Here is a 25590-nt window from a genome sequence, read left to right as displayed (position 1 = left end):
TGAATCTACGCATCGTGTTTTCCGAAATTCCGATTTTTGAGCCGATGCGTACGAGCAACAGGGAGCACGAAGATGTTGATTGCCAATGGAACCGTCATCGCCGTCTGCGACGGAGAAAAGCTCAGCCTCTATCGCAATCAGGGCAATGAGATTGCTCCGAGCCTTGTGCCGCTGGCCGTGGGCCCGGTGGAAACGCAGAACAGATCGAGCGGGGTGAGGCACCGGAACACGGCAGCCAACCCGGACGCGCAACAGCTTGAGGAGGACGGCTTTGCCGCCGGTGTCGCCGACGTCCTCTCTGGCATGTTCCTTGCCAATGAATTCCAGCATCTGGTTGTGATTGCCGCGCCCCGCACATTAGGCGAACTGCGGAAGCGCTACCACGGCCAGATGCTGCCGGCGATCCAGGCGGAAATCGCCAAAGACCTGACCGGCCATGCCCTGCCGACATTGCTGGCGGTGCTTGAGGCAGAGCGAGGTTAGCGCGGGATGTGAGCCGGCGGTTTCAGGGGAATGACAAAGATGGAACCTCCGCACTGGGGGACCGTTCGTCCCAAGGAGGATGATTTGATGAGAGTCCTTGCGCCGATTGCTCTGCTCGCCGCCGCCATGCTGGCGGCCTGCGACAATGGTGGCAGCAACAGCCAAAAGGGCAACGAGCCTGCCACGCAGAGCCCTGAAACGGATCAGCAGGGAACTCAACCATCCCAGCCGGCGAACCCGCCGCAATAGGAGGTCCAGATGTTCGAGAACGAAATGTGGCTGCTTCTGCTCACCGTCGGCCCAATTGTTCTTGCCGGCGTGATAGCTTTCGCTCTTCTCACGCGGCGTAGGAAAAGCCCGGCGGAACAGCGGGAACAGGACGCGGCAACGAGGAGGCTTTACCGCTAGTCGATTGAGTTTCCGGCATTAATCGTGACGTCCAAGCGCAGCTTTTCCGAAAGGGAGATGTTGCGATGGTTCAGAAAGGACGGGTACGATCCAGGAAGCCAGCCAACGGGCCACCGTGATCCTGCTGCTCTACCGTTTTTATGGCACGGATGACCTCTCTTCCCACCAGCGCGCGTGGCGCTGACCCGATGTGGCCTACTCCGTGGCTCAGGCCGGTTCCGGAAAGGATTATCGACCTAACGGCCGCCGAGAAAGCTCGATCAGTTCCTTCTCATCCCTGATGCCAAGCTGGTAATTCGCGATGATCCTTGAGGCGCGCTGCTCACGGTCTTCATGAGTCTCGCCTTCGATGGTGGTTTCAGCAAAAATCCTGCTGAGCAGCGCGACTTCCGCAGGCTGAAACACCGCAGCATCTTCCAGCTTTCGGCGAATGGGCATGGCACCTCTCCCTCGCGGGCAATATACGTGCCGATGCCTAAAAGGCAAAAACCTCCAGCGAACCGGAGGCGGGCCTATCGCCTGGATTGCGCTCACTGACAGTCAAGCGCGGAGTGCGACCAGCCTTCACAGGCCAAGAGGAAACCAATCCGGCGCCAATGCTTCCGACGAAAATCGTGCGCCCAACTGAATCTTTCGGACCGATCTAGCGAGCCGCTATACTACGTTTTCGACTGCGCGCCGTTGCTTTTGCCGGTTGGCTTGCGATGTCCACGGCTTCCTGGGCAAGGCGGGCCTGACGCAAACGCTGGGTCTTGGCCCTGCGCTGAGCCGCTTCGTCGTTGATTATCGCCTTTGCGGCTCTCGACGTGTTCTCGTCCTTCGACTCCACCCGCGTCGGTTTCGGCTTGAACGCATCGTTGGGAATTGACTTGTTCATGTCACACTTTCTCCGAAAAAGAAAAAAGGCCGGGCAAGCCCGACCTTCTCCAAAAGCCATCTCGATGGCCGATGCCAGTACATCCGTGGTCAAAGGCCAGAAACGACCCTGTCTCAGATCGCTTGCAGATTTTCCGCAGAGCTTTTGCCGGTTCTCTGATCGGCGACTACTTCGAAGTTCAGCTTCTGCCCTTCGGCAAGACCGCGCATACCCGCGCGCTCCACTGCCGATACGTGGACGAAGACATCCTTCGAGCCATCATCCGGCTCGATAAATCCGAAACCCTTTGTAGAATTAAAGAACTTTACTGTTCCGGAAGCCATTAGAATTCCTTTCAATTGACATAGAAATTTGCCGTCTGACATCATGCCAAACGATGCAGTCTTCGAAATTGAGAGGAAGATCGGTTAGGCGCCGAAGCGCGAAAACAAGCTCAACAGGCAAGATCGATACGAAATACTTAAAACCAATTTAGGGAAAATACAAGGCTTGCGAAAAAATATTCAAATTAAACATGGACAGCAAGGTGCAAGGAGCGCATCGTTTTCATTGGTTGGCAGCCAACACAAAAGGACGGGAAGCTGATGCGTGCGTTCTACGTTACTGGCAAAAATGCGCTGCTTCGGCTTCGCCGCGACCTGTGGGCCCTGCCATGGGAAAAGTCAGCAATCGCTGAAAATGCGGTGAGGGCCGTTCCGCCGTCATCGGTAACGCGGCGCCGTCGTGATGACGACGCCGTGGGCGCAGTGCGACGTGCAAAGGAAACGATGGACCGAAATCATCTCATCTAAGCGCTCGTCATTGGCCTGCTGGCTTTCCCGGTTCAAACTCAAGACAGGGCAAGGCGTCGCCTGACCGGAGGACTGGAAATAGCCGGCGCTTACGCGGTTGGAAATGGAATTGCCGCTTGAACAACGCTTGCCGGGACGCTACGCGCCCCGGCCTACAATATCAGCTGGTTGAATTACTTGCCGCAGTAATTGTCATTCACGATAGGGCCTGTACCGGCTTGTGGTCCGTCATATGCCGGCTCATAAGCACACGGACCAGCACTGCTGTTGCCCTGAGACGGTCCACTCTGGTCGTTGACGCTCTGGGTGGTCATCGTGTCCACCTGGCTTGGATAGACCGGCTGAGGTTCCACTGCGGTCGGTGCCGGCTGGTTCGGATCGACGCGGTCATTGACCATCGGGTCACCGATATTCTGCGCCATAGCCGAACCGGCAAATCCGATCGCGAAAGCTGAAGCGATTACGATCTTTTTGAGCATGATGCTCTCCTTCCGTTTGGTTACGGTTGCATAGGGCTAACCGGACAAAGGAATGAAGGTTCCGACAAAAGTCGGGCTATTTCCGCCCCTTTTTTCAGTAGGGCGCAAGAGGGCCGACAGGACGGAGAAGATCGTCGCCACCAGTTGTTTTCGACTGGCCGCGTCGGGTGATGGCAGCCCGCGCAGCCATGTGTGTGACACGTTCGAAGCAAGCGGAGTTGGCATCTCGAACGTTCGGTAAACCAAACCTCTTCGTGGCGATCGTACACACCTCTTTCGCCGCAGGATTTCGCCGCGCTCCAGGGCCCGGTTTTCCAGCCGGGTATCGGAGGTTCCGGCTTTGGCATGACCGGCTTGAGGATCGAGCCCCGATTTTCCCGTTTCACGGCATGTCGCCTCCGATTGCGTGTAACCAATCGGGGCACGTGGCATTGGTTCTAGAAATCTCTGGCCGAACTATCGGTGTCCCTTCTTGAACAGGGGCTCGCGCGGTTTAGCCGCCACAAACGGCAAGTCTTCGGCGCGAACGTAAATGCCGGTGACCTCTGCGAAGCCTATGAACGTTCGCATGGCGTCAAGTTCCGACACCCTGCCAATCGACACGGCGTTACAGGCATTCCAGGTGCACTGGTAAACATGGCCACGCCTGTCCTCCGGCCAGCGCCGAAGGAAATTGAGTGCCCGGTCAACGGTAGCGATTTCTTCAACTCTGTCCTCAAACATCACGTGCACAGGTCTATTCGGCTGCCTATCCATTTCAGCCTCCAAGCCCACATCTATGGGTTTAGATCAACGCACCGATGCACACTCAGGTTTCAGGAATCTTCGCCAGCCGTCCTCCAAGTCCGGAGCACGTCGGCAGCGGCTATGCTGGGCTCACTTCAGCGTGTCGGCATCGGGCCGGGTGCCGGGTCGGGCAGGGGGCCTGGCGGCGTGGGTGGTTCAGGATCCGGCACAGGCGGGATCGGAGGCGTCGGTTCACGCAATGGCCGCGATTGCCCTCGCGCATGGGGCGGTATCTCCTTCACCTCATTCGGGTCCGGCGCAGGAATTTCCTGCGGCAACGGTTGTGGGTCTTCGTTTGGTCTGGGCTGTGGCTCAGGCGGCGGACTTGGCACGTCGGGGGCCGGCTTTTTCGGATCTGCCATGGCAACATCTCCTCGGTCGCTTCCAAGGAGCAACCCCGGCCACGATTTGATGTTCCGAAAAATGCGGGATCGCAGTGACGGCCGAAGAGTTGCTCGGCTCAGTGTCCACAAGTGCGAACGTAAAACCTTAGCCTCCAACCAATCATCATCGGTCAGTTCCGGCTGGCGATGTCTGGATACAAGGCTTTGGCCAAGTCGCGTATTGCCTCGGCCGTGCGCGGACCAAAGCCGATCATATAGGCTCCATCGAGCACAACGAGTGCCTTGTCCTTTGCTGCAGGCGTGGCCGCCAATGCCGGTATGGAAAACACTTCGCTCGCAGTAGGGCCGCCCTTGCCGTCGCCCATCATCAGAATGATGTCGGGTGCCAACTGGACCAGCTGTTCTTCCGATGCGGCTTTGTAGCCGACCACTTGCGCCATCGGGTTGATCCCTCCGGCGTAGCCGATGATGGCATCGGCGGCGGTACCCGATCCCGCCGCCGTCAGGCGCACAAGACCGTGAAAGAACACCACTTTCTTGCGTCTGTCCCTTGGTATGTCGGCTGTAAGCCTTGCGGCGGTATCGAACGCCTCCGTCACCTGGCGGGATAAGTCCGTTCCCGCCTGCTTGAGATCGAGAGCTGCAGCCACGAGGTCGATCTTGCGCCGGATTCCGTCACGCGAATTGTCCTCCGGAACATAGATGATCGGGGTCTTTAGAGATGACAGCACATCGATTGCTTCCGCAGGGCCGATGTCTTCCGCTGCAATGATCAAATCTGGATCGAGGGCAGCCAAACCTTCGACAGAGAGTTTGCGCCTGTAGCCCACATTGGGCTTGTTGGCCGCTTCACGCGGATATTTGCTGCCTCGGTCGACGGCAACGATGCGCTCGCCGGCACCGATCCCAAAGACGATCTCGGTAATGTCAGATCCCAGCGTGACAATCCGCCTTGCCGAACCGGTTTCCACCAGGCGCCCTCGGGCATCGAGAATTTCGACCGCCGCCGCGCTTGAACAGACAAAGATCGCTGCTGCCGACAAGGACAGCGCGACAGTCACGCAACGCCGTATCAGCCCGCCGACGAGACTTTCAGCCAGACTGTTCCGCGTTCGGTTTTGGCCTCTGGCCATGGCGCTCGTTCCCGGATCAGGAGGGTTTTCATTTTCTGTTCGAGGCCTATACGAATAAAGTTGACTATTGTCATCATGTTTAAATATCTAACCGCTGCTGTTGCCAATCGGTAGCGCATTTCAACTTTGCCAGCCGCGCCCGTCGGGTACCGCCAGCCATGCATTTCATGAGCGCGGGGGCTCGATCCGAATGAGACTGACAAGCAAGAAGACATGGCTGACGAGCACGGCGGTTCCGATCGTGTGCTGCAGCATGATGGCTTTGCCGGCTAACGCCCAGGGCGCTGTATCGACTGCCGATTCAACCAAGGTCAAAAGACTGGGTTCCGTAGAAACGCAGCAACCGACCATGTTAGACCGCATCACCATCACTGCCACAATGGTGAAGGGCGCCGTCGTCGATGCGTTGGCTGCAATCAGCACCGTGGACGGCAGGGAGTTGGAACGTATCCAGTCTGATACCGCGGCGGATATCTTCCGTGCCACGCCAGGCGTTGCCGCCTCGATGAACGGAGACGATCCAGCAACGGCGATCAATATTCGCGGGTTGGAGCAGTATGGCCGGGTCGTGGTGACGCTGGACGGCGCCCGGCAGGATTACTGGCGCGTGGGCCACGGCTCAGGCTCGTTTTATGTGGAGCCGGAGCTCATCAAGGAAGCGACCGTCATTCGCGGGCCAAGTTCCAACGCCTACGGTTCGGGGGGCATCGGCGGCGTGGTTTCCTTCGAGACGAAGGATGCGAGCGACTTCCTCGTCGCGGAGGAACGGTGGGCGCTCAGCGAAAAGCTCGGCTACGAAAGCAATGGCAATGGCTTCACGACCAGCACGACCGGAGCCTACCGGTTCAGCGAAGATGCGGATGTCATCGGCAACCTGGTCTACCGCAACCGCGACGCCTACAAGGATGGCAATGGTGACGAGGTGCCCTGGACCGGAGAGACGGTGACAAGCGGCTACCTGAAAACCACATTGCGCCCTGCGGACGAACATGAGCTCAAGCTTGGCCTGATCCTGCAAAACTACAACGACTTCATCACCGGTTCGAGCGGATCCACGTCACCGACGCTGAGCCGTTACGATGCCGATACGGTCAACCAGACCTATACCGCCGCCTATACGTTCCGGCCTGAAGACAACGATTTGATCGACTTCAGCGCCAATCTCTACCACAACCGAACCAAGGCGGATCAGGCGCAGGTCTGGCCGAAATCGTCGATCGGCCAATCTCGCTACTACGAGGTCGCAACGACCGGGTTCAATCTGAAGAATTCTTCGCGCTTCGAAGGGGCAGGGCTTGCGCATACCGTCACATACGGTGCGGATTATTATCAACTGACCGGCGATTCAGATGCCGCCCATTTCGGTGCAGGCAAGCAGCAGGGCTATGGCGGCTTCCTGCAATGGCAAGGTGACTACAGCAACTGGCTGCAGGTCATCACGGCGCTACGCTACGACGGCTATACACTCGACGGACAGACCAGAACCAAGCCGCCGGTTGATGCGTCCATCTCGGGTGACCGCTGGTCGCCGCGCGTGACCGTCGGGATCACTCCGGTTGAAGGGTTTCAGGTCTATGGAACCTATTCCGAAGGCTACAGGGCGCCTGGATTGCAGGATGTCTACCGCGGTGGTGGCGCGCATGGCTCCGGCGACAGCTACGTTCCAAATCTGCTGCTGCAGCCGGAAACGGCAAGGAGTTGGGAAGCCGGCGTCAATCTCAAATACAACGACGTGCTGACTGCCGGCGATCTCGTTCGCGGCAAGGTCAATCTGTTCCACACTGACGTCGAGGATTACATCGACGTCGATCTGACCACGACACCAAGAACGGCCATCAATATCGGCGATGCCCGCCTCAAAGGCGTCGAGGCCGAAATGATCTACGACTACGGCGCAGGTTTCATAAATCTCTCCGGCGCGCTGATCGACGCCAAGATTGTCGATGGCATCTATGCCGGGCAAACCTTGAACAACACGCCACTCGACCGGTTCGCGGCAACGATTGGCTTTCGCGCGCTCGAGGACAAGCTGACCTTCGGAGCGCAATATCTCAGCATCGGCAAGATCACACGCACGAACAGGTCACGGCCAAAGGACCCGTCCGTCATCGACCCCGGCTTCAACCTCGTGAATGTTTTCGCCAATTGGCAGATCAACGATCATGCCCGGCTGGATTTCGGCATCGATAATGTCTTCAACGCGTCCTACACCGATCCGCAAAGCTCATGGTCGACTACGGCGGCGACTGAGCAAGGGAAGGGCAGGACGTTCAAGATTGCCTTGACGGGCCGTATCGGCGGCTGAGGAGGGCGGGGATGAGCATCTTGAACTGCCAAGCACGACTGCGGCTGCCGAACCTTGCGAGTTATCTGCATCTGATCACCGACAGGTTGCAGAGTTTCGATGCCGCCGTTTCCAGGCACTCGGGCCGGATGGATTTCCGGTTCTCCTTCGGCGAGGCGACGTTGGAGATGGTTCCCGACCTGCTGGTCCTGCGCGCCAGCGCTGGCGATCGTGACGGACTCGCGCGGACCAAGGATATCCTCGCTACCGCCGTTGAAATCTACGCCAAGCAGGACGGGCCGGAAATCGTCTGGACCGGGGATCTTGCCCAGGACACACGACTTGCACAATTCCGCGAGATGACGGTTACCGATGTCTATGATCTGACGCCGCATATGCGGCGCATCCGTCTGGCTGGCGAGGACCTCGGCCGTTTCGGCAAATTCCAGGGCATGCATATTCGCATCCTGTTTCCAACCAGAGCCGTCCCTGACCCTGCCTGGCCAAGCCTTGGCGCCAATGGGTTGCCGGTCTGGCCCGCGGATGACAGGCGACCGGTGGCGCGGGTCTACACCATCCGCACGCTCGATCTCGATGCCGGCCATATGGATGTGGATTTCCTCATCCACGAAGGAGAAAGCGTTGGCTCCGCCTGGGCCCTGCAGGCGAGGGCAGGGCATAAGGTCGGCATCATGGGGCCTGTCGGGAGACCCGTGCGGCCGGCCGATTGGTACGTGCTGGGCGCTGATGAAACGGGATTGCCGGCAGTTGGCCGCCTGCTCGAGACCTTACCGTGTCACACCAAAGGGGTCGCCTTCATCGAAATCGCTGACAGCGCCGAGAGACAACAGATAAACAATGCGACACAGATCGAGCTGCATTGGCTGGAGCGCTGCGGCAAGGCGCCGGGAACGGATGGACGCTTGGCAGAACAGGTCCTATCGGCTGAGTGGCCGAAGGAGGGCACTGCCTTTGGCTGGTTCGCGGCAGAGGCAGAGGCTGCCAAGCTGGTCCGCGAGACCTGGCGAGGTCAGATGAGGCTCGGGCGGGATCAGACCATAGCCGCCGCCTACTGGCGTCGTGGTCAGGCGGGCTTGATGGCTGGGTAATGAGGGCGCCCGTATCAGGGTAGGGCCCTGGTAGGGGAATAGTGAGGGAAACAGGCTGCTGTCCAGGGAGTTCACGGGAGCAGCTGTCACCGCCGACATGTCCGATTTCCGTCTTGGATCTCGTCGAAGGACTTCGTTGCGACGTCATATTGATAAGTCATCACATGCGATGTGCAGGCGTCCTGATATCGCGCGCAAGCGTCCACCGAAACGCATAGACGACCAAGACTGCCCCAGACCTTGGCTGGCGGCTTGTCATAAATGCCGTCGTAGATCGTTTGTGTTCGATAGCCGTTGTCGTGCCATTCCACCGTAATCTCCGATTGAAAGTGATCGTACCCGACACTGCTGTATCCGACAGTGTATCGGACAGATCCTATGCCGGAAACATTCGTGGTGCCTGAGACCAGGTCTGCCCAGGCGGATTGCTCTTCCGCGCCGGCGAAATCCGTGACGGCCAAAAAGCCGCAAAGCAAATAGGCGGGCCATCTGATCAGAATCTTCCGGCACGGAAATTCTCGAAGTTTCAATTGGAATAACCTGTCACCGTTGCTGGTTTCCAACGGCCGACCTGTTTTCGCGGCGGCAAGTTGGCTGAAACCGATAAACGTATATATTCCAATAGCATGAACGCTCTTGTAAACCTGATGCGATTTTGGCGGCTTTTGCCAGCCTGATCGTCGCGGGGCTGTTCTGCCCATCTACGGCATATTCGACAACCAATAAAAACGTCACGCAGATCGAACTGCACTGGCTGGAGCGGGACGGCAAGGCGCTGGGAACTGACGAGCGCTTGGCCGAACATGTTCTGTCGGCGCAGTGGCCGAAGGAAGGAACTGCCTTCGGCTGGGTTTGCTGCGGAGGCGGAAGCCGCCAACTTGTCCGCGGTACATGGCGAGATGAAATGGGCCGCGGCCGGGATCAAACCATTGCCGCCGCTTGTCGGCGCGGCGGGCAGGCGGGATTGATGGCCGGATGAAAGGACGCGAAGCGTCCGTTGGACACGCGCTCAGAGGCCTCACAGGGGCTCAGTATCCGAGCGCCAGTCCATCCTTGCGTGGATCGGATGCTCCTGTCAGCGTGCCTTTCTTCCAATCAATCAGCACGGTTTGTCCGCCACCAAGCGGATGGTCGGCCTCTACCAGCCTGTGGCCGCGTCGACGCAGGCCCTCGATTGCGTGGGGCTGAACGCCTCGCTCGGCTTCGACGGCTTCGTGGTTATAGAATACACGAGCGGCATCGAGCGCTTCCTGGGGATCCATGTTGAAATCGATCATGTTGGTCAGCAGATGGACGTGACCGAAGGGCTGGTAGCCGCCACCCATGACACCAAATGGCATCACCGCGCGGCCATCCTTCGTCATCATGCCCGGCATGATCGTATGCATCGGCCGCTTGCGAGGCGCGATGCAATTTGGATGACTTGAGTCGAGGCGGAAACTGGTGCCGCGATTTTGCAGCACTATGCCTGTTTTCGGGCCGACGACACCGCTTCCAAAAGAGTAATAGGTCGAGTTGATGAAACTGACCGCGTTGCGATCGCGGTCGACCACGGAAATGTAGACCGTATCGCTCCCCGGCAGATCGATGCGCGGCAGATCGGTCATGGCATGTTCGCGATCGATCGCGGCACGCAACCGGTCGGCATGGGAACCGGAGAGCAATTCCTTTACAGGCACCGCGACATGCTCCTGATCGGCAAACAGGTTGTCGCGATCGCGGTAGGCCAATCGCCCGGCCTCGATTTCCAGATGCAACCGCTCCGCACCGTTTGGGTCGAGAGCGCCCAAGTCGAAGCCGGAGAGCACGTTCAGCATCAGGAGCGCAGTCAGTCCCTGATTGTTGGGCGGCATCTGGTGCACATGATAGCCTCTGTATGAAGTAGAGACCGCGGACTCGTAGTCACCCCTCGTTGCAGCGAAATCGTCGAGTGTGTGGAGGCCGCCGAGGTGACGAAGCCGCTCGATCAAGTCCTCGGCGACTTGGCCCTCGTAGAAGCCGGAGCGACCGTGCCTTGCGATGAGGCGCAAAGTCTGAGCCAGTTCCGGCTGGTAATGCACGTCGCCTGCCTTGGGTGGCTTGCCACCGGGCAGGAAGATGCGCGCCGCAACCTCGTCGGCGGAAAGGTCAATTTCCGGCTTCTCCCAGTCGGCGGCAACGCGGTCGTGCACGACATAGCCATTTTCCGCGTAGTGAATGGCAGGTGCCAAGGCGTCAGCGATACCTTTACGGCCGTGGTCTTCCAAAAGCCGGCACCAGGCATCGATCGCACCCGGGACCGTGACAGCGTGCGGCCCTTCCTTCGGCAATTCGCTGAAACCATGGTCGAGATACCAGTCGACCGTCGCCGCCTGGGGGGCGCGGCCAGAACCGTTGAAAGCGAGGACCTTGTCTTCGCCCTTGGGGCAATAGAGAACAAAGCAATCGCCACCGATACCCGTGGATTGCGGTTCTACCACCGCTTGCACCGCCGCAGCACAAACGGCTGCATCCATGGCGTTGCCGCCTGAGCGCAGCATGTCGAGCGCGGCAAGGGTCGAAAGCGGGTGCGAGGTCGCGGCCATCGCTTCCGTAGCACGGGCAGGGGAGCGGCCTGGGAGCTGGAAATCACGCATGTTGTTCTGGTCCCTGCATTCGGCGTCTGCGGCCAAGTAGCTGGGCTGCGGACAACAAGATGATCGACAGCACAATCAGGCATGTCGAAATGGCGGCAATCGTGGGGTCGATCTGATCGCGCAATGCATTGAACATGCGCCGCGTCAACGTCGTGGTCTCGCCGCCAGAGATGAAGAACGAGACGACCACTTCGTCGAAGGAGGTGATGAAGGCAAACAGTGCGCCCGACACAATCGAGAAGCGCAGTTGCGGCATGGTCACCTGGAAGAAGGCCGCGAAACGCCCGGCTCCGAGGCTGCGCGCCACCATTTCCTGGTTCATGTCGTAAGACCTCAAGCCAGAAAGCACGGTCAGCACGACCAGCGGCAAGGCCTGCACGGTGTGAGCGATAACAAGACCGGTCAATGTGTTGTTGAGGCCGATGCGAGCATAAAGGAAGAAGGTGCCTATGCCGATCAGGATGACCGGAATGATCAGCGATGCAGTGAGCAGTGCATTGATTGCGCCTGTCAGCCTCAGGGTACCCGCGTTGATGGCGTAGGCGGCGGCCGTGCCAAGCGGCGTTGCCACGATCGCCGTCATTATCGCCGCCTTGACCGAAACGATGGTGGCATCACGCCATTCCACCGATCCGAAGTAACTTTGATACCAGCGCAGCGACCATTGCTGAGGCGGAAACTGCAGCAGCGTCGAACCCGAGAACGACATGATGACGATGATCACCGACGGGGCGATGAGGAAAAGCATGACAAGTCCGCCGATCAGGTAGAGCCAGAGGCGTTGCCAGTGCGAGATTGGAAGGCTGTTCTCCGCGTTCATCGCGAACTCCAGACGCCCGTGGCACGCGCGCCGAGCAGCCAGCGGAAGAGACCGAGCAGCGCCAGGGTGACAGCAAGCAGTACAACACCAAGTGCCGCGCCGGCACCCCAGTTGGAATAGAGGCTGGCGGCCTGCTCCATGCGCATTGCCCACATGATGACCTTGCCGCCGCCCATCAGTGCTGGGGTGACGAAGAAGCCGAGGCACAGCACGAAGACGATGACGACACCGGAAGCGAGACCCGGCAGCGACAGCGGCAAGAATATCTGCCGGAAAGTGGCAGCCGGGCTGGCGCCCAGATTCATGCCTGCGCGCAGGCAGTCGATATCGATGGATTTCATCGAGGCATAGAGCGGCAGAACCAGGAACGGCAGCATGATGTGGATCATGCCGATGACGACGCCGGTGAAGTTGTTGGCCAGCTGTAGCGGCTGGCTGATCAAGCCATGGTCGATCAGCCAGCTGTTGATCAGACCCTTGCGCTGAAGGATTACCAGCCACGCATAGGTGCGGACCAGCACCGAAGTCCAGAACGGCAGGATGACGAATACGAGGCAGATCGAGGCTGCGCGGCGGGGCAGCTGCGACAACAGGTAGGCAAGCGGATAACCGAGCAGCACACAGGCGGCGGTGACCACGAAGGCAACTTTGAACGTGGTCGTGAACGTCTTGATATAGGATGCCTGTTCGAAGAAGCGCGCATAATTCGCAGCGCTTAGCGCACCGGTCTCATCGAAGAGCGAAAGCCAAAACAACCAGCCAACAGGTACGATGATGACAGCGAAGACCAGGAACAGGCCCGGCGACAACAACGCCAGAAAACCCAGCGCCTGACGCCGTGTGTCGGCGCGTAGCGCCGCGGCGTTCAACGTGCCGTCTATCCGTCCCGCGTGCTCATGGCCTGCCGACACGGCGCTCATTGATCTGCCACCAATACGATGTCCGATGCGTCGATGCCGAGAGTGATCGGCTCGCCAGGCGCTGGCAAATTCGCCAACACGTCGGAACGGCAATATTCGCGCAAAGTTATCTGCCGGCCGTCCTTGAGTGCCGCGTAGCAGATGAAGCTGTCACCCTGATAAATGATATCGCCTACCGTGGCCCTCAGCACATTGAGGTCCCCCGCCTGTTCCGCATTGGCGAGCAGCCGCAGCTTTTCCGGCCGCACCACCATCAAATGTCGACCTGCTGACGGTGCGGGACCACTAAAGCGCAGTCTTTGATTTTCATGCCAGATAGCGCCGTTGCGGCATTCAACGGGAATGAAATTGGATTCGCCGATGAAGCCTGCGACGAACTTCGTTTTCGGCTTGGCATAGATGGTCTCGGGCTGGTCGATCTGCTCGATCCGTCCGGCATTCATGACCGCGATACGGTCCGACATGGTGATTGCCTCGCGCTGGTCATGGGTGACGTAAACGGTCGTCATGCCAAGCCTGCGGTGAAGGTTCCGCAATTCAATCTGCATGTGCTCACGCAACCCCTTGTCGAGGGCCGACAACGGTTCATCCATCAAAACAATCCGAGGCTCGAAGACGATGGCGCGGGCGAGGGCCACACGCTGGCGTTGGCCCCCGGAGAGCTGGTCGACACGTCGCTCACCCAGTCCCTGCAAGCGCACGAGTTCGAGCGCGTGGTCCACGCGTTGCTTGGTGTCGGCCGCGGAAACGCGCCGCTGTTTCAGCGGAAACGCGACATTGTGGAATACGTTCATGTGCGGAAACAGCGCGTAGTTCTGGAAAACCATGCCGATGTTGCGCTTGTGGGGCGCCATGGTGATGATCTCTTCATCGCCCACCTTGATGCTGCCGGCATTGGCTCGCACGAAGCCAGCCAGGATCATCAACAGCGTCGTCTTGCCAGAGCCGGAGGGGCCAAGCAGCGTGAGGAACTCGCCCGCTGCGACGTCTAGGTTGAGATCGCTGAGGATGGACAAAGCACCAAAGCGCTTCTCGATATGGTGTATGCCGATGGGAAGCGCGGACGGTGCGAGAGACAAGAGCATCTCCTTCAACTCCAGATCGTTGTGCCGGCGAAGCGGAGCGGAGTGGCTGCGCGCGCCACTCCGGCAGCAGCTATTGCTGGATCAGGTTGTTGAATTTCTCGGTCGCCTCGACCAGATTGTCGCGCCAGAATTGCGGGTCCTGCAGAACCTGCTTCCCGATGTTTTCGGGCGAGGAGTTGATATCCTTGATACGCTCCTGCGGTATCTTGCCGGTCTCGAAGGCTTTCTCGTTGGCTGGTCCATTATCGACATAAAGTGGCAGGCTGGCCTGAAGGTCGGGACTGACGAATTTGGCCAGCGCCTTCATCGCGATATCCTTGTTTTTCGAACCTTTCGGGATGACCATGCAGTCGGCAGTAAGCACGCCCTGGTCGAAGGAGAAGCTGATCGGCGCACCCTCCTTCCTCAGGGTGCCAGCGCGGCCATTCCAGATGCTGGCCATATCGACTTCGCCGTCCTTGACGAGCTGCATGGCCTGCGCACCGGAAGTCCACCAGGCATCGACGTGGTTGCGGATCTTATCGACTGACTGAAGCGCGCCTTCGATGTCGACCGGATAGACCTTGTCGATCGGAATTCCCTTGGCCAGCGCCGCGACGCTCAGCGTTTCCGTGGGTTGGCTGCCGGAAAGGGCGCGACGCCCCGGGAATTTTTCGACATCCCAGAAATCAGCCCAGGTTTTCGGCCCCTTATCTCCGAAAACATCCGTCCGGTAGACTAGAACGACGGAGGTGTAGGAGATGCCGACCCAGTCGTCATGGACGAGCTTTGGATTGATGCCGCTCTTGTCGATGACAGTGTAGTCGAGCTTCTCGAACAGGCCCTCCTTGGAACCGCGAGCACATTCGTCGGCACCAAGCTCGGTAATGTCCCATTTGACCGCATTGCCAGTAACCTGAAGACGCACATCGTCCAGGCCGTTGGTCGTGTCTTCCTTGATGGTAATGCCAAGCGCTTCGGCTGTCGGCTTGAAGAAGGCCTTTGTCTGCGCCTCCTGGTACGTGCCGCCCCATGAGGCGACTGTAATTGTGTCGGCGGCAGTGGCTGGGCCCGCAATTGAAAACGCCACCATGCCGACCACGGCGGCCCGTCGAACATTGCCTTTCCGTTCCATTGTGCCTCCTGTTGTTCCCACTTTATTATGGATTCTTTTTTGTATACAATTTTGAATGTAAACTGGTGATGTGTGCTGTCAAGACCCGTCGAGTTTCCAATGGTTCCTCAGTTCAATGGTTCTCGGGGAGCTCCTGGGGCAGGCTGGAATGGGGATTGAGGTGGATTTAGATTAACGGGGTAAAGAGCCGAGAACTGGAAGCGATCTTTGGTCAAGCAAACGAAAAATACCCTTCGCGACGCGGTCTATAATTCTCTGAAGAAGATGATCGTAACAGCCCAGATACCGCCGGGCGCGCGCGTGACGGAGAGCGATATCGCTGCAAAGTTGAACGTCAGTCGCACCCCGATCCGGGAAGCCTTCAATCGCTTGGAGCGTGATGGCTTGATTACCGGAAGGCCACGCCAGGGCTATGTGGTCACCGAGTTCGACCTGAACATGTTCCGCGAGGCATTCGATATCCGCGAGGTGCTTGATGGCTATTCGGCGGAATTGGCCGCCGTTGCAGCGACAGAAGAGGACAAGGTTCGTTTGCGCGAAATACTCGCGGAATGCGAAAGGCTGGCGGCCATCCCCAACCGTACGGTCAATGACCAGTTTCAGGAGCTGCAGGTCGGCATCGACCTTCATCGGGTGATTGCCCAGATAGGCGGCAATGCAATGTTGCATGGGATGCTTTGCGGAATACTGGACAAGTGCCAGCACTACGTGTGGGCGGAGTTGCTCTGGCTGGACGAATGGAAAATAACCCGCCAGGAGCACACCAAAATCGTTGAAGCGATTTGCAACGGTGAGGTAGAGCTGGCTGGCAAACTCGCGCGTTCACATGTGCGTGGCTCGCGCGACGGCATCTTGCGCTTGTTGCAGGCCCGGTCGGACTACCAGACCTTTCTGACCAAGGCCTCGTGACCGGATTGCCTTACCAAGCTGCCTCGGCGCGGAAATAATCCCGACTTCTGAATCGCGAATTGGCTGGCGGCAAACTTATGTCTTCGGAAGTTTCTCGGTAACCGGGCTGAATTCAGGGCAGGGGCCGGTCGTGGGAGGAGCCGCTGGATTCCGCCGGAAAGCCGCAGGGCCTGATCCTTAGCCTCGCACCGCGTTCCTAAAGGCTGCCGATAGTGCGGCGAGTGCATCGCGTGGTCGACCGTCCCTGACCCTTGAGTGAAACAGAATTGGTAAGCGTGGCAATTCGGGAAGTCCGAGTTTGGGGCCTACGTCGACTGCACCAAATGGCACCATGCGCGGAGACAATGCGGCAACGCCGAGTCCAGCCATGACGGCGGCAGCGACCGCCGTCACGCCGCCTCCGACGAATACTTCGGTCCAGGGCACGCCTGCCGCATCGAGAAGTTGCTCGGCCATCGAACGCACACCGCAGGGCTCCGCCATCGTGGCGAGGGGCAGGGGCTCATCCGCACGATGCTGCCAGCCCGGCGCTGCGAACCAGCCGAATTTTTCTTCGGCAATGATTTCCCCGTCGCTTCGTCCGTTGTGCAGGCGGACGATCACCGTGTCGAGTTCCTGCCGGTCGAAGCTTTGAAGCAGGTCGCCCGACGAACCGATCCGGATTTCGATCAACAACTGCGGATCTTGCGCGTTCATGCGGGCGATCAGCGCCGGGAGATCCGGCCCCGCAACATGGTCGCTGATGCCGATGGTGAGACGCTGCCGGGATGATCTGCCAAATACGGCGAGGGTGCGATCGTGCTTCTCCAGGAGTTCGCGGGCGTGTTCGAGGAAGGCCGCGCCTTGCGCCGAAAGCTGCACGGACCGGGGCGTCCGTTCGACGAGTCGGCGGCCGAGGCGCTCTTCGAGCCGCTTCAGCTTCAAGCTGACTGCACCCTGCGTCGTCCGCATGGCTTCAGCCGCACGCGTGAAGCTTTCAAGCTCCGCTATGCGGACAAAAGCCCTGACGGCATCCAAATCGAGGGAAGGTTCAACCATTTTGAATCGTAATTGCTGAAATTAGCTTTCATCGAATATGAAAATGACCGAGTGGCCCGTAACGTCAAGTCTTGATCGATAGAAAGGATCCGCGATGCCGCTCGTTCACATCTCACTGCGCGCCGGAAAGCCAGAGACCTACCGTCAGGCGATCTTCGACAACTTGTACCGCGCGATGCGCGAGACGCTTAACGTGCCCGAAGACGATCAGTTCATGACAATAAGCGAGCACGACGCCGCGAACTTCCGACACGGTAATGCCTACGGCGTCGCCCGGAGCGCCGATGTAGTGTACATCCAAATCACTGTGTTCAACTCACGCACCGTGGAACAAAAAAAAGCACTGTTCGGGCGAATCGCGGAACTGCTTGGCGAAAACCCCGGCATTCGGCCGGAAGACGTGTTCGTGAACATCTTTGACGCCCCCAAGGAGAATTGGTCCGTCGGCTACGGCCTGGCGCAATTTGCCTGAGTTTGGCCCAGGTGGGGTAGGGTATTGGAGCGGATTCATCGTCGACGCGAGGGAACCCAATTTGGAACTTGTGTTTTTGCACGCGCTGCCGTTCATCGGATCGATGTGGGTAGAACCGCGGGATATCTTACCGGGACGAACTCATGCTCCCACGTTGTATGGCCTCGGTGAAACCCGGTCCCGTCATTATGGAGAAGCAGGTGCGGGCGACACGGGATGGCCACCTGATCATCATCCCGGAATGTGGACACTATGTGCCCTTGGAGAAGCCAGTCGCGTTGAACGGCATCCTGCGTTCATTGATCGATGAGCTTCAGGGATCAGCATGATCATTACACGCAGGGCTCTTTCGGCAGACGTATCCGCCATCAAACAGTGCGTGGAGGCTTCGATGGAAGCCACATACGGCGGCCTTTGGACTTCTGAACCGTTGAAGGCTGACGACGATGATTGGACGAGCGCTTGGGTGGCTTGCGATGCACAGCGCATCATCGGTGTCGGGCTTTCTCAGGCAGACGCGGTAAGTGATCTATGGGTTCATCCATCCGCGCAAGGTCGCGGAGCGGGCGGGACTCTTTTAGCTGACCTCGAAAGAGAAATTACCGCACGCGGCTTCACTATTGGTCGTTTGCGGTGCCTTGAACCCAATGTGAAATCTCGGAAGTTCTATGCCTCGCGTGGTTGGGTGGAGGTCCGAATTTATCCGCACGAGACTATACCCTTGAACACCGTCGACATGACGAAGCAGCTAACGCCCTAATTTCCTGCTTAGAGCCTCGGCGAGATCTGACAACAGCCGCTGAGGGCAGGCAGCGCCTCAACGCGCAGAGGTGGTAGCGAAAGTCGCATAAGATAGATTATGGAACTTACGGATATCGACGAAAGGTTCGTGCAGCACAATTACGTCTTGCGACTTCCGCCTACGCGGACGGCTTGGCGCCTTGCAGCCTGGAAGCAGCAAGACGACACGGCTCACAGACCCACTGCGTGGAGCGTGTGCGAACAAACACCCGCTCTAAATTGAATCGTATGCGATTTCGATGATCATCCCGTCGAAGGCTGGTTCGACGTTGTCCGGCGTTTCGGCTTTCACGACTACATAATCCAATGGCACGTGCATATGCGTCAGCACGGCCTGTTTCGGTGCGAGCCTTTCGATCCACGACAGCGCTTCGGACAGCGAGAAATGGCTGGGATGCGGCCTGTATTGAAGCGCATCGATGATCAGGACGTTGAGATCCTTCAGGCGAGCGGCCGTCGACGCCGGAAAGTCCGAAACATCCGGGCAATAAGCCAACCCGCCGATACGGAAGCCCAGAGAGACGATGTCGCCATGCACCTGTGGCAGCGGCTCGAGGGTGAGGGCGCCCCCCTCTCCTTCCACAATGACCGGCTGGGCGTGATCAATCAGATGCGGCTGCAGGATCGGCGGATAGGAGCTTCCGGGCGGCGTCTCGAAACAATAGCCGAAACCTTGTTTCAGGCGCTCCATTGTCGCTGCGTCCGCATGGATGTCCATCAGGCGGCGCTGGCCGATCACAAAGGTGCGAAGATCGTCGATGCCATGGATATGGTCTGCGTGCGCATGGGTGTAGATCACGCCATCGATGTTCTTGACCGATGCCATCAGCATCTGTGTACGGAAATCCGGTCCGGTGTCGATCGCAACCGTGGTCCTTGCGCCATTGTCCTTGATACGCTCGACTAGAGCCGCGGTGCGCATGCGCCGATTCTTCGGATTGGCCGGATCGCAGTTGCCCCAGTCGCCATTCAGGCGAGGCACGCCGGGCGATGAGCCGCAGCCGAGAATGGTAAGGCGGAGCCGATCGGCCACGCTTAGCCGCCTTGCTGCGCTGGGCGCGGCATTTTCGAGAACAGGCGGAAGAAATTGTCGGTGGTGATCCGGGCGATTTCTTCCCGGTCCACGCCGATTGTTTCCGCCAGAACCTTTGCAGTTTCAGCGACATAGGCTGGCTCGTTGCGCTTGCCTCGATGCGGCACGGGCGCAAGATAAGGTGCGTCGGTTTCCACCAGCAGCCGGTCGCGCGGCACATCCTTGGCGATTTCCCGCAATTCGGTCGAGTTCTTGAAGGTCAGGATGCCTGAGAACGAGACGTAACCGCCCAGTGCCACGCCGACCTCAGCCAGCCGTCGCCCTGAAGAAAAGCAATGCAGGATGAAGGGGAAGGCACCCTTCCCTGTTTCGTCCTGCAGGATCGCGATCATGTCGTCGTCGGCATTGCGCGCATGAATGACCAGCGGCAGGCCGGTCTGGCGCGCCGCCGCGATATGGGCGCGAAAACCTTGCGCCTGGGCATCGCGCGGCGCCTTGTCGTAGAAATAGTCGAGGCCGGCCTCGCCGATGGCAACCACCTTCGGGTGGTCGGCAAATCGAACAAGGTCGCCGGTGGTGATGTCGAGCTCTTCGGCGGCATTGTGCGGATGGGTGCCGACCGAGCAGAAAACTTCTTCGAAAGTTTCAGCGATTTCAAGGATCTGTTGGAAACGCTTCACGCGCGTTGAGATCGTCACCATGCGCCCGACGCCAGCCGCCAGGGCGCGGGCGACGATGTCCGCCCGTTCCTCGGCGAAATCCGGAAAATCCAGATGGCAATGGCTGTCGACAAGCATCAGGCGGTCGCTTCCGGCGGCTGTTCGACATAACGCGGGAATACCGGCTGCGGTGCCGGCAGCGCGGTGCCGGGTACCAGCGCATGAGCGTCAGCCAGATGCTCGAAGTCGCGTCTGTCTGCAGCAACCGCCAGTACATCGAGCAACTTCGCCGCGGAGCCCGGAATATAGGGCTGGCACAGGATGCCGACCCGGCGGATGATCTCAGCCGTCGTCCACAGCACGGTTTCCATGCGTGCCGGATCGGTCTTCTTCAGTGCCCACGGCTCCTGTGACGCGAAATAGCGGTTGGCATCCGCAACGACAGCAAAGATCGCCGCCAGAGCGTGGTGGATACCCTGATCTGCCATTGCCTTGCGTGCCGTCGCCAATGCGGCCGCCGCCTGATCGAGGATCGCTTTGTCGGCATCGGCGAGTGTGCCGCGCTGCGGTACCACGCCGCCACAGTTCTTGGCGATCATCGACAGTGAACGCTGTGCCAGATTGCCGAGATCGTTGGCAAGGTCGGCATTGGTGCGATTGACGATCGCCTCGTGGCTGTAGCTGCCGTCCTGGCCGAACGGCACCTCGCGCAGGAAGAAATAGCGCACCTGGTCGAGACCATAATGGTCGACCATCGTGAACGGGTCGATGACATTGCCAACCGACTTCGACATCTTCTCGCCGCGGTTGAACAGGAAGCCGTGAGCGAACACGCGTTTCGGCAATTCGATACCCGCCGACATCAGGAAAGCAGGCCAATAGACGGCGTGGAAACGCACGATGTCCTTGCCGATGATGTGCGTGGCCGGCCAGTAACGCCACGATGGGGCCTGGGTGTCGGGATAACCGGCGGCGGTGATGTAGTTGGTCAGCGCATCCACCCAGACATACATCACATGTTTTTCGTCGCCCGGAACTGGAATGCCCCAGTCGAAGGTCGTACGCGAGATCGACAGATCCTTCAGGCCCGATTTGACGAAGGAGGCGACCTCATTGCGGCGTTCGGACGGACCGACGAAATCAGGCCGGCTCTCATAGAGCGCCAGCAGCTTGTCCTGATATGCCGAGAGGCGGAAGAAGTAGCTTTCCTCCTCGACCCATTCCACGGGCGTGCCCTGCGGGCCGTAGCGGACATTGTCGCCGCGGATTTCGGTTTCTTCCTCGCCGTAATAGGCTTCGTCGCGCACCGAATACCAGCCAGCATAGCCGCCCTTGTAGATGTCGCCATTGGCTTCCATCGCTTTCCAGATGGCTTGCGAAGAGACATGGTGGCGTTCTTCGGTCGTACGGATGAAGTCATTGTTCGACGCGTTGAGCGCCTGCGCCATGCGTTGGAACTCGGCGGCATTGCGATCGGCCAGTTCGCGCGGCGTGATCCCTTCCTTCTTGGCCGTCTGCAGCATCTTGATGCCGTGTTCGTCGGTACCGGTCAGGAAGAAGACATCCTTGCCGTCCAGCCGCTGGAAGCGGGCGAGCGCATCGGTGGCGAGCAACTCGTAGGCATGACCGATATGCGGCTTGCCGTTCGGATAGGAGATCGCAGTGGTGATGTAGAATTTCTCACGGGACATGGTGGGCCGTCATAAATGTCTGAATGGAAGAATGTCTGAACGGATATCGGGGGCGTGGATATCGCATCGGCATGGCGAAAGCCATAGAGCGTTCTTTGCGCGTCCAGATGGACTGACGCCGTCACATTCGCATTGCAGAATTCAGGCGGTCGATCATCGTGAGTGCGTGCTGCTTTTTGTCGAGATTGTACGTCTCGGTTTCAGATATAGCGCGCTGCGCATCTTGCCAAGTGTCGGACAAAGATTTGGCTCGCGCGAGATTGCCGGCGACGGCAGACGAACTTGCAGCGTCCGACAACAGTTCGAGAGCGTGGCGATTGAAGGTCGCGAAGGGGATCGCCTGATCGCGGCCAGCTACCGTCTCCGCCAATCTGTGGGCACTGGCGATATCCATCCTGCCCGCGGAAACCAGCTTCTCAAGCGCGGCGGCGATTTCGAGACCGCCATATTGGGTGAGCAGGATCGCAGCGCGGGCGCTGCCCCCTGCCCGTTCGGCGAGCGCGGTGCGCTGGGCGGCATCATCCGGGCTTGCCTGGCCGATCGTGGCGAGCACGGTCATGAGGTCGTGCTCTTCAAGCGGTGCGAGCCTGAGCACCTGGCAGCGCGAGCGGATGGTCGGTAAAAGGCTGCCCGGCGCATGGACAACGAGAATGAAAACCGTGCGCGCAGGCGGCTCTTCAAGATTCTTCAATAAAGCATTGGCAGCATTGGTATTCATGTCGTCCGCAGGATCGACGATCACAACTCTGTAGCCACCGTCGTGCGAGGTCATCGACAGGAACTGCCCGACCTTTCGGATCTCGTCGACCGTCACCACGCTCTTGAATGCCTTCGTGCGGTCATTCATCGGCCGAGTGAGATGCAACACCGAGGGGTGAGCGCCCATGGCGACCTGTCGGAAAAGCCCTGACGCGGGATCGGGAACGGCCAGTGTTTCCGGCGCCAGCCTGGCGTCAGGGTGTTTCAGCACGTGATGCGCAAGATGAAAAGCAAGCGTCGCCTTGCCGATGCCTGCCGGCCCGCACAACATCAATGCATGCGGAAGTTTGCCCGCTTTGTAGGCCGAAGCCAATGTCGTCGCGATTTCCCCGTGCCCGATCAGACGCGGGTTCTCCGCAGGCTCCGGAACATCATCCAGCGTGTCGTGTTGTTCGGGCGCCAGCCGCTCGAAACTCATGCCGGTGCCTTGTGATTGGCCTTGGTTGGCCTGGACTTGTGCAGCATCGCGAAAACGGCATCCGTCACGGCATGTTCGACGGCATCGGCATCTCCGGAAGCATCGATGACCACGCAGCGTTTGGGTTCGGCCTTGGCGATGGCCAGATAGGCGTCGCGGCGCTGCTGATGGATGGCGAGCGTCTCCTTCTCGAACCGGTCAGGCGTTTCGCCGGGATTGCGGCGTGCCGTTGCGCGGCGCAGCCCCTCTTGCGGGTCTATGTCGAGGATCAGTGTCAGGGCCGGCACCATGCCGTTGATGGCGACACGCTGCAGCGTATCGATGAAGGCCGGGTCGAGGCCGCCGGTGGCGCCCTGGTAGACCCGCGAGGAATCGATGAAACGGTCGCACAGCACGATCGCGCCACGCTCCACGGCTGGCCGGATCACCTGCTCGACGTGATCCGAGCGTGCGGCGGCAAACAGCAGCGCCTCCATCTTCGGTCCAAAGGATTCGGCCGCGCCGGACAGCAGCACGTGCCGGATGGCTTCCGCTCCTGGCGAACCGCCTGGTTCGCGGGTGACCAGGACATCATATTTCTTGCCGCGAAGCCGCTCAGCCAGCCGCTTGATCTGCGTCGACTTGCCGGCGCCCTCGCCGCCTTCGAAAGTGATGAAATATCCGTTCGCCAAACACTGCGCCTCGGTTATGGCCCCGACATCAAACATAGGTGTCCTATGCCGCCGCGGCGAGAGGACTAGGGCATCCTGCCGATCACACCCTCATAGTGCGGGCCAGCAGCAAGGTCCACAACTGACACGCAAAAGCGTGCACAAGAATTGGTGTGGATGCCCGTGATCCCATCCACAAAACTAGCGCAGCCAGCCAACCGCAAGCTCCTTGACGGCGTCCGCGGCGCGGCGCGGCAACGAACCGACCTCCACCGTTTCGGCTGCAAACACCGGCTTTTCCTGGCTTAGCGTATCGCCGATCCAGACGCGCAGGGTGCCAACCGGCTGACCGGCCTCGACAGGTGCCGGCAGCGGGCCGTTGTAGACGATGCGTGCGGTGACCTTGTCACGGTTGGCGATGGGTAACAGCAGTTCGATCGGTCCCTTGGCCTTCAGCGCCACACTCGATTTGGCGCCACCGAACACGGTCGCCTCGCCCACGACTTCGTCCTTGGCGAAAATTTCCGTCTTCTCGAAAGAACGCAGGCCCCATTCCAGCAGCTTGCGGGATTCCTCGGAGCGCTCGCGATCGTTGGCCAAGCCGCTCATGGCGGCAATCACCCGCCTGCCGCCCTGGGTGAGTGCTCCGACAATGGCAAAGCCATCCTGTTCACTGGCGCCGACCGCCAGTCCCTCGGCACCGGCATCCATGGCCAGCAGAGGGTTGCGGTTGCGCTGGGTGATCTTGTTCCAGGTGAAGTCCTTCAGGGCGAAATAGGGATAGAATTGCGGATATTCCCGCGACAGACGCAACGCCAGTTGCGTCATTTCGCGCACGGTCGTCTTCTGCCCGTCCGCCGGCAAGCCGGTGGCGTTGACGAAAGTCGAAATCGGCATGCCGATCTCGCGGGCGCGCTCATTCATCTGGAGTGCAAAATTGCCTTCAGACCCGGCAAATCCTTCGGCAATGATGATGCAGCCGTCATTGGCGGCCTGCACGGCAATGCCCTTCATCAGATCCTCGAGCCGGATCGCCGATTTGAGTGCGGCGAACATGGTTGAGGTGCCGGATGGCGCGCCACCCTTGCGCCAGGCGTTTTCGCTGACCACGAAAGTGTCGTTGAGCGTCATGCGGCCGCTTTTCACGGCATTGAAGGCCATTTCCAACGTCATCAGCTTGGCGAGCGACGCGGGCTGGATCGGCTTGTCGGCCTGTTTGGCAAAAAGCACGGTGCCGGTTTCGGCGTCGATCATGAATGCTGTCGCCGCCTTGGTCTCGAACAACTGCGCAACTGCCGGAAAAGCCGACAGCATCAGCAGGACAGAGCCGAGCAAGCCGGCCAAGGAAAACGAATGGTTGGATTGGGTAATCATATCACGACGTTATCAGGGTCGCCGGACACGGATCAATCACGCCAGCGCCACGCTTGTTCGAAGATATTGATCATCTTTCGCGCGACCACACTCCGCAATAGATTGCGTGACCTGATTTGGGATCCCTGAGCGTTTTGAAGATCGTTCGCGGCATATCTACGAAACGAGCAAATTTCTCTGCCTTTGCAATTTCGTCGGCAGGACCAAACCAAAACTGAAAGAATGGTTTGGGGAGTTTTGATTTTACATATCTGATCTTGACGACAAGGGACTCTCCGCCACCTTTTGGTGACGAAAATTTACAATCCATCGTCAGTGGCCGCATTCCGGCCTTATCCATCTGTTTGCCGTAAGCAATTGTTTGGCTTACGCTCTTCCAGTCTTCGCTCTGGGGCACACTTGTGCCTGTAGCCGATACGCATCCCGATAAGACTATGCCAATCAGCGTCACAGCTCCGAGCGAATGCGCCCCGAAGAGCCGCTGACGTTGATGTTTCACTTTTTGAGATACTCCTGCTGAGTTCTCTCTCGGGAGTTT

General features: G+C 59.1%; 30 protein-coding genes. 10 read left to right on the top strand and 20 right to left on the bottom strand.

Translation table 11 applies throughout. The annotated features are described in order from the left end of the window. Nucleotides 1–72 precede the first annotated feature (72 nt). From ACFWXH_RS07575 to ACFWXH_RS07565, 3 genes are all read left to right on the top strand, one after another. Nucleotides 73–483 (top strand): host attachment family protein, encoded by a 411-nt coding sequence (locus tag ACFWXH_RS07575; protein ID WP_379118811.1) that lies wholly within the window; start codon nt 73–75, stop codon nt 481–483. Between the two features lie 87 nt (nt 484–570). Beyond that, nucleotides 571–732, top strand: coding sequence for a hypothetical protein (locus ACFWXH_RS07570; RefSeq protein WP_379118809.1), 162 nt, complete (start codon nt 571–573; stop codon nt 730–732). 9 nt (nt 733–741) lie between these two features. After that, nucleotides 742–891, top strand: coding sequence for a hypothetical protein (locus tag ACFWXH_RS07565; protein WP_379118806.1), 150 nt, complete (start codon nt 742–744; stop codon nt 889–891). Nucleotides 892–1119: 228 nt separating this feature from the next. Here ACFWXH_RS07565 and ACFWXH_RS07560 read toward each other — a convergent pair whose 3' ends face one another. The 6 genes from ACFWXH_RS07560 to ACFWXH_RS07535 all read right to left on the bottom strand — a co-directional run bounded on the left by ACFWXH_RS07560 (nt 1120) and on the right by ACFWXH_RS07535 (nt 5301). Beyond that, complete coding sequence (locus ACFWXH_RS07560) at nt 1120–1329, bottom strand: hypothetical protein (protein WP_379118804.1); 210 nt, start codon at nt 1327–1329, stop codon at nt 1120–1122. 205 nt (nt 1330–1534) lie between these two features. After that, nucleotides 1535–1768 carry a hypothetical protein gene (locus tag ACFWXH_RS07555; protein ID WP_379118802.1) on the bottom strand — a complete coding sequence of 78 codons (234 nt, stop codon included), beginning with the start codon at nt 1766–1768 and terminating at the stop codon, nt 1535–1537. Nucleotides 1769–1881: 113 nt separating this feature from the next. Continuing rightward, entirely contained in the window at nt 1882–2091 is a 210-nt protein-coding gene (locus tag ACFWXH_RS07550; protein ID WP_054309889.1) for a cold-shock protein, read from the bottom strand. 641 nt (nt 2092–2732) lie between these two features. Continuing rightward, nucleotides 2733–3038 carry a hypothetical protein gene (locus tag ACFWXH_RS07545; protein ID WP_379118800.1) on the bottom strand — a complete coding sequence of 102 codons (306 nt, stop codon included), beginning with the start codon at nt 3036–3038 and terminating at the stop codon, nt 2733–2735. Nucleotides 3039–3494: 456 nt separating this feature from the next. Next, the gene (locus ACFWXH_RS07540) at nt 3495–3761 is read right to left on the bottom strand and encodes a DUF982 domain-containing protein (protein WP_379119008.1); all 267 of its coding nucleotides are present in this window, start codon (nt 3759–3761) and stop codon (nt 3495–3497) included. A gap of 577 nt (nt 3762–4338) precedes the next feature. Next, nucleotides 4339–5301, bottom strand: coding sequence for a hemin ABC transporter substrate-binding protein (locus tag ACFWXH_RS07535; RefSeq protein WP_379118798.1), 963 nt, complete (start codon nt 5299–5301; stop codon nt 4339–4341). A 190-nt stretch (nt 5302–5491) separates the two neighbouring features. Between ACFWXH_RS07535 and ACFWXH_RS07530 the strand changes: the two genes are divergently transcribed. After that, nucleotides 5492–7606 carry a TonB-dependent hemoglobin/transferrin/lactoferrin family receptor gene (locus ACFWXH_RS07530; RefSeq protein WP_379118796.1) on the top strand — a complete coding sequence of 705 codons (2115 nt, stop codon included), beginning with the start codon at nt 5492–5494 and terminating at the stop codon, nt 7604–7606. Between the two features lie 11 nt (nt 7607–7617). Further along, complete coding sequence (locus ACFWXH_RS07525) at nt 7618–8694, top strand: DUF2218 domain-containing protein (protein WP_379118794.1); 1077 nt, start codon at nt 7618–7620, stop codon at nt 8692–8694. An 86-nt stretch (nt 8695–8780) separates the two neighbouring features. On the opposite strand, the gene ACFWXH_RS07520 is transcribed toward ACFWXH_RS07525, so the two are convergent. Next, the gene (locus tag ACFWXH_RS07520; protein WP_379118792.1) at nt 8781–9257 is read right to left on the bottom strand and encodes a hypothetical protein; all 477 of its coding nucleotides are present in this window, start codon (nt 9255–9257) and stop codon (nt 8781–8783) included. A 92-nt stretch (nt 9258–9349) separates the two neighbouring features. Between ACFWXH_RS07520 and ACFWXH_RS07515 the strand changes: the two genes are divergently transcribed. After that, the gene (locus ACFWXH_RS07515; RefSeq protein ID WP_379118790.1) at nt 9350–9673 is read left to right on the top strand and encodes an SIP domain-containing protein; all 324 of its coding nucleotides are present in this window, start codon (nt 9350–9352) and stop codon (nt 9671–9673) included. Between the two features lie 49 nt (nt 9674–9722). On the opposite strand, the gene ggt is transcribed toward ACFWXH_RS07515, so the two are convergent. The 5 genes from ggt to ACFWXH_RS07490 form a co-directional block, all read right to left on the bottom strand. Further along, on the bottom strand, nt 9723–11309 hold the full coding sequence (gene ggt, locus ACFWXH_RS07510) for a gamma-glutamyltransferase (protein ID WP_379118788.1): 1587 nt from the start codon (nt 11307–11309) through the stop codon (nt 9723–9725). Beyond that, on the bottom strand, nt 11302–12129 hold the full coding sequence (locus ACFWXH_RS07505) for an ABC transporter permease (RefSeq protein WP_379118786.1): 828 nt from the start codon (nt 12127–12129) through the stop codon (nt 11302–11304). Before ACFWXH_RS07505 ends, ggt begins: the two co-directional genes overlap by 8 nt. Continuing rightward, the gene (locus tag ACFWXH_RS07500; protein WP_379118784.1) at nt 12126–13049 is read right to left on the bottom strand and encodes an ABC transporter permease; all 924 of its coding nucleotides are present in this window, start codon (nt 13047–13049) and stop codon (nt 12126–12128) included. Before ACFWXH_RS07500 ends, ACFWXH_RS07505 begins: the two co-directional genes overlap by 4 nt. Further along, nucleotides 13046–14128, bottom strand: coding sequence for an ABC transporter ATP-binding protein (locus ACFWXH_RS07495; RefSeq protein ID WP_379118782.1), 1083 nt, complete (start codon nt 14126–14128; stop codon nt 13046–13048). Before ACFWXH_RS07495 ends, ACFWXH_RS07500 begins: the two co-directional genes overlap by 4 nt. A 76-nt stretch (nt 14129–14204) precedes the next feature. Beyond that, nucleotides 14205–15248 (bottom strand): ABC transporter substrate-binding protein, encoded by a 1044-nt coding sequence (locus ACFWXH_RS07490; protein ID WP_379118780.1) that lies wholly within the window; start codon nt 15246–15248, stop codon nt 14205–14207. A 207-nt stretch (nt 15249–15455) separates the two neighbouring features. Here ACFWXH_RS07490 and ACFWXH_RS07485 point away from each other — a divergent pair, with 207 nt between their 5' ends. Further along, a complete protein-coding gene (locus ACFWXH_RS07485) occupies nt 15456–16157 on the top strand; it encodes a GntR family transcriptional regulator (protein WP_379118778.1) in 702 nt (233 codons plus the stop codon). A 177-nt stretch (nt 16158–16334) separates the two neighbouring features. Here ACFWXH_RS07485 and ACFWXH_RS07480 read toward each other — a convergent pair whose 3' ends face one another. Beyond that, nucleotides 16335–17195, bottom strand: coding sequence for a LysR family transcriptional regulator (locus tag ACFWXH_RS07480; RefSeq protein ID WP_379118776.1), 861 nt, complete (start codon nt 17193–17195; stop codon nt 16335–16337). A gap of 94 nt (nt 17196–17289) precedes the next feature. Between ACFWXH_RS07480 and ACFWXH_RS07475 the strand changes: the two genes are divergently transcribed. From ACFWXH_RS07475 to ACFWXH_RS07465, 3 genes are all read left to right on the top strand, one after another. Continuing rightward, nucleotides 17290–17667: a tautomerase family protein gene (locus ACFWXH_RS07475; protein ID WP_379118774.1), complete on the top strand. Its 378-nt coding sequence runs from the start codon at nt 17290–17292 to the stop codon at nt 17665–17667. A 143-nt stretch (nt 17668–17810) separates the two neighbouring features. Next, a complete protein-coding gene (locus tag ACFWXH_RS07470) occupies nt 17811–17996 on the top strand; it encodes an alpha/beta fold hydrolase (protein ID WP_379118772.1) in 186 nt (61 codons plus the stop codon). A gap of 62 nt (nt 17997–18058) precedes the next feature. After that, nucleotides 18059–18427, top strand: a complete 369-nt coding sequence (locus ACFWXH_RS07465) for a GNAT family N-acetyltransferase (protein WP_379118770.1) — start codon at nt 18059–18061, stop codon at nt 18425–18427. 255 nt (nt 18428–18682) lie between these two features. On the opposite strand, the gene ACFWXH_RS07460 is transcribed toward ACFWXH_RS07465, so the two are convergent. The 7 genes from ACFWXH_RS07460 to ACFWXH_RS07430 form a co-directional block, all read right to left on the bottom strand. Next, on the bottom strand, nt 18683–19501 hold the full coding sequence (locus tag ACFWXH_RS07460; RefSeq protein WP_379118768.1) for an MBL fold metallo-hydrolase: 819 nt from the start codon (nt 19499–19501) through the stop codon (nt 18683–18685). A 2-nt stretch (nt 19502–19503) separates the two neighbouring features. Continuing rightward, the gene (locus tag ACFWXH_RS07455; RefSeq protein ID WP_379118766.1) at nt 19504–20298 is read right to left on the bottom strand and encodes a TatD family hydrolase; all 795 of its coding nucleotides are present in this window, start codon (nt 20296–20298) and stop codon (nt 19504–19506) included. Further along, entirely contained in the window at nt 20298–21851 is a 1554-nt protein-coding gene (metG, locus tag ACFWXH_RS07450; RefSeq protein WP_379118764.1) for a methionine--tRNA ligase, read from the bottom strand. Before metG ends, ACFWXH_RS07455 begins: the two co-directional genes overlap by 1 nt. 121 nt (nt 21852–21972) lie before the next feature. Further along, nucleotides 21973–23028, bottom strand: coding sequence for a DNA polymerase III subunit delta' (locus ACFWXH_RS07445; RefSeq protein WP_379118762.1), 1056 nt, complete (start codon nt 23026–23028; stop codon nt 21973–21975). Continuing rightward, nucleotides 23025–23699, bottom strand: a complete 675-nt coding sequence (tmk, locus tag ACFWXH_RS07440) for a dTMP kinase (protein WP_379118759.1) — start codon at nt 23697–23699, stop codon at nt 23025–23027. The genes ACFWXH_RS07445 and tmk overlap by 4 nt, the downstream gene beginning before the upstream one ends. Before the next feature lie 180 nt (nt 23700–23879). Next, nucleotides 23880–25052 (bottom strand): D-alanyl-D-alanine carboxypeptidase family protein, encoded by a 1173-nt coding sequence (locus tag ACFWXH_RS07435; RefSeq protein ID WP_379118757.1) that lies wholly within the window; start codon nt 25050–25052, stop codon nt 23880–23882. 70 nt (nt 25053–25122) lie between these two features. Beyond that, complete coding sequence (locus ACFWXH_RS07430; protein ID WP_379118755.1) at nt 25123–25551, bottom strand: hypothetical protein; 429 nt, start codon at nt 25549–25551, stop codon at nt 25123–25125. Nucleotides 25552–25590: the final 39 nt, after the last annotated feature.

The organism is Mesorhizobium sp. NPDC059054 (assembly GCF_042739215.1).
In the GTDB taxonomy this organism is placed as follows: domain Bacteria; phylum Pseudomonadota; class Alphaproteobacteria; order Rhizobiales; family Rhizobiaceae; genus Mesorhizobium.
The sequence above is the reverse complement of the archived record's forward strand: the minus strand, read 5'-3'. Positions and strand labels throughout refer to the sequence as shown.

Excerpts from the sequence above, each read along its gene's own strand:
- ACFWXH_RS07465 (WP_379118770.1), top strand. The coding sequence starts at position 18,059 with ATGGAAGCCACATACGGCGGCCTTTGGACTTCTGAACCGTTGAAGGCT.
- ACFWXH_RS07555 (WP_379118802.1), bottom strand. The coding sequence starts at position 1,768 with ATGAACAAGTCAATTCCCAACGATGCGTTCAAGCCGAAACCGACGCGG.
- ACFWXH_RS07475 (WP_379118774.1), top strand. The coding sequence starts at position 17,290 with ATGCCGCTCGTTCACATCTCACTGCGCGCCGGAAAGCCAGAGACCTAC.
- ACFWXH_RS07560 (WP_379118804.1), bottom strand. The coding sequence starts at position 1,329 with ATGCCCATTCGCCGAAAGCTGGAAGATGCTGCGGTGTTTCAGCCTGCG.
- ACFWXH_RS07500 (WP_379118784.1), bottom strand. The coding sequence starts at position 13,049 with ATGAGCGCCGTGTCGGCAGGCCATGAGCACGCGGGACGGATAGACGGC.
- ACFWXH_RS07505 (WP_379118786.1), bottom strand. The coding sequence starts at position 12,129 with ATGAACGCGGAGAACAGCCTTCCAATCTCGCACTGGCAACGCCTCTGG.
- ACFWXH_RS07530 (WP_379118796.1), top strand. The coding sequence starts at position 5,492 with ATGAGACTGACAAGCAAGAAGACATGGCTGACGAGCACGGCGGTTCCG.
- ACFWXH_RS07470 (WP_379118772.1), top strand. The coding sequence starts at position 17,811 with ATGCTCCCACGTTGTATGGCCTCGGTGAAACCCGGTCCCGTCATTATG.
- ACFWXH_RS07535 (WP_379118798.1), bottom strand. The coding sequence starts at position 5,301 with ATGGCCAGAGGCCAAAACCGAACGCGGAACAGTCTGGCTGAAAGTCTC.
- ACFWXH_RS07480 (WP_379118776.1), bottom strand. The coding sequence starts at position 17,195 with ATGGTTGAACCTTCCCTCGATTTGGATGCCGTCAGGGCTTTTGTCCGC.
- ACFWXH_RS07550 (WP_054309889.1), bottom strand. The coding sequence starts at position 2,091 with ATGGCTTCCGGAACAGTAAAGTTCTTTAATTCTACAAAGGGTTTCGGA.
- ACFWXH_RS07545 (WP_379118800.1), bottom strand. The coding sequence starts at position 3,038 with ATGCTCAAAAAGATCGTAATCGCTTCAGCTTTCGCGATCGGATTTGCC.
- ACFWXH_RS07575 (WP_379118811.1), top strand. The coding sequence starts at position 73 with ATGTTGATTGCCAATGGAACCGTCATCGCCGTCTGCGACGGAGAAAAG.
- ACFWXH_RS07435 (WP_379118757.1), bottom strand. The coding sequence starts at position 25,052 with ATGATTACCCAATCCAACCATTCGTTTTCCTTGGCCGGCTTGCTCGGC.
- ACFWXH_RS07540 (WP_379119008.1), bottom strand. The coding sequence starts at position 3,761 with ATGTTTGAGGACAGAGTTGAAGAAATCGCTACCGTTGACCGGGCACTC.
- ACFWXH_RS07525 (WP_379118794.1), top strand. The coding sequence starts at position 7,618 with ATGAGCATCTTGAACTGCCAAGCACGACTGCGGCTGCCGAACCTTGCG.
- ACFWXH_RS07570 (WP_379118809.1), top strand. The coding sequence starts at position 571 with ATGAGAGTCCTTGCGCCGATTGCTCTGCTCGCCGCCGCCATGCTGGCG.
- metG (WP_379118764.1), bottom strand. The coding sequence starts at position 21,851 with ATGTCCCGTGAGAAATTCTACATCACCACTGCGATCTCCTATCCGAAC.
- ACFWXH_RS07455 (WP_379118766.1), bottom strand. The coding sequence starts at position 20,298 with ATGCTTGTCGACAGCCATTGCCATCTGGATTTTCCGGATTTCGCCGAG.
- ACFWXH_RS07445 (WP_379118762.1), bottom strand. The coding sequence starts at position 23,028 with ATGAGTTTCGAGCGGCTGGCGCCCGAACAACACGACACGCTGGATGAT.
- ACFWXH_RS07490 (WP_379118780.1), bottom strand. The coding sequence starts at position 15,248 with ATGGAACGGAAAGGCAATGTTCGACGGGCCGCCGTGGTCGGCATGGTG.
- ACFWXH_RS07565 (WP_379118806.1), top strand. The coding sequence starts at position 742 with ATGTTCGAGAACGAAATGTGGCTGCTTCTGCTCACCGTCGGCCCAATT.
- ggt (WP_379118788.1), bottom strand. The coding sequence starts at position 11,309 with ATGCGTGATTTCCAGCTCCCAGGCCGCTCCCCTGCCCGTGCTACGGAA.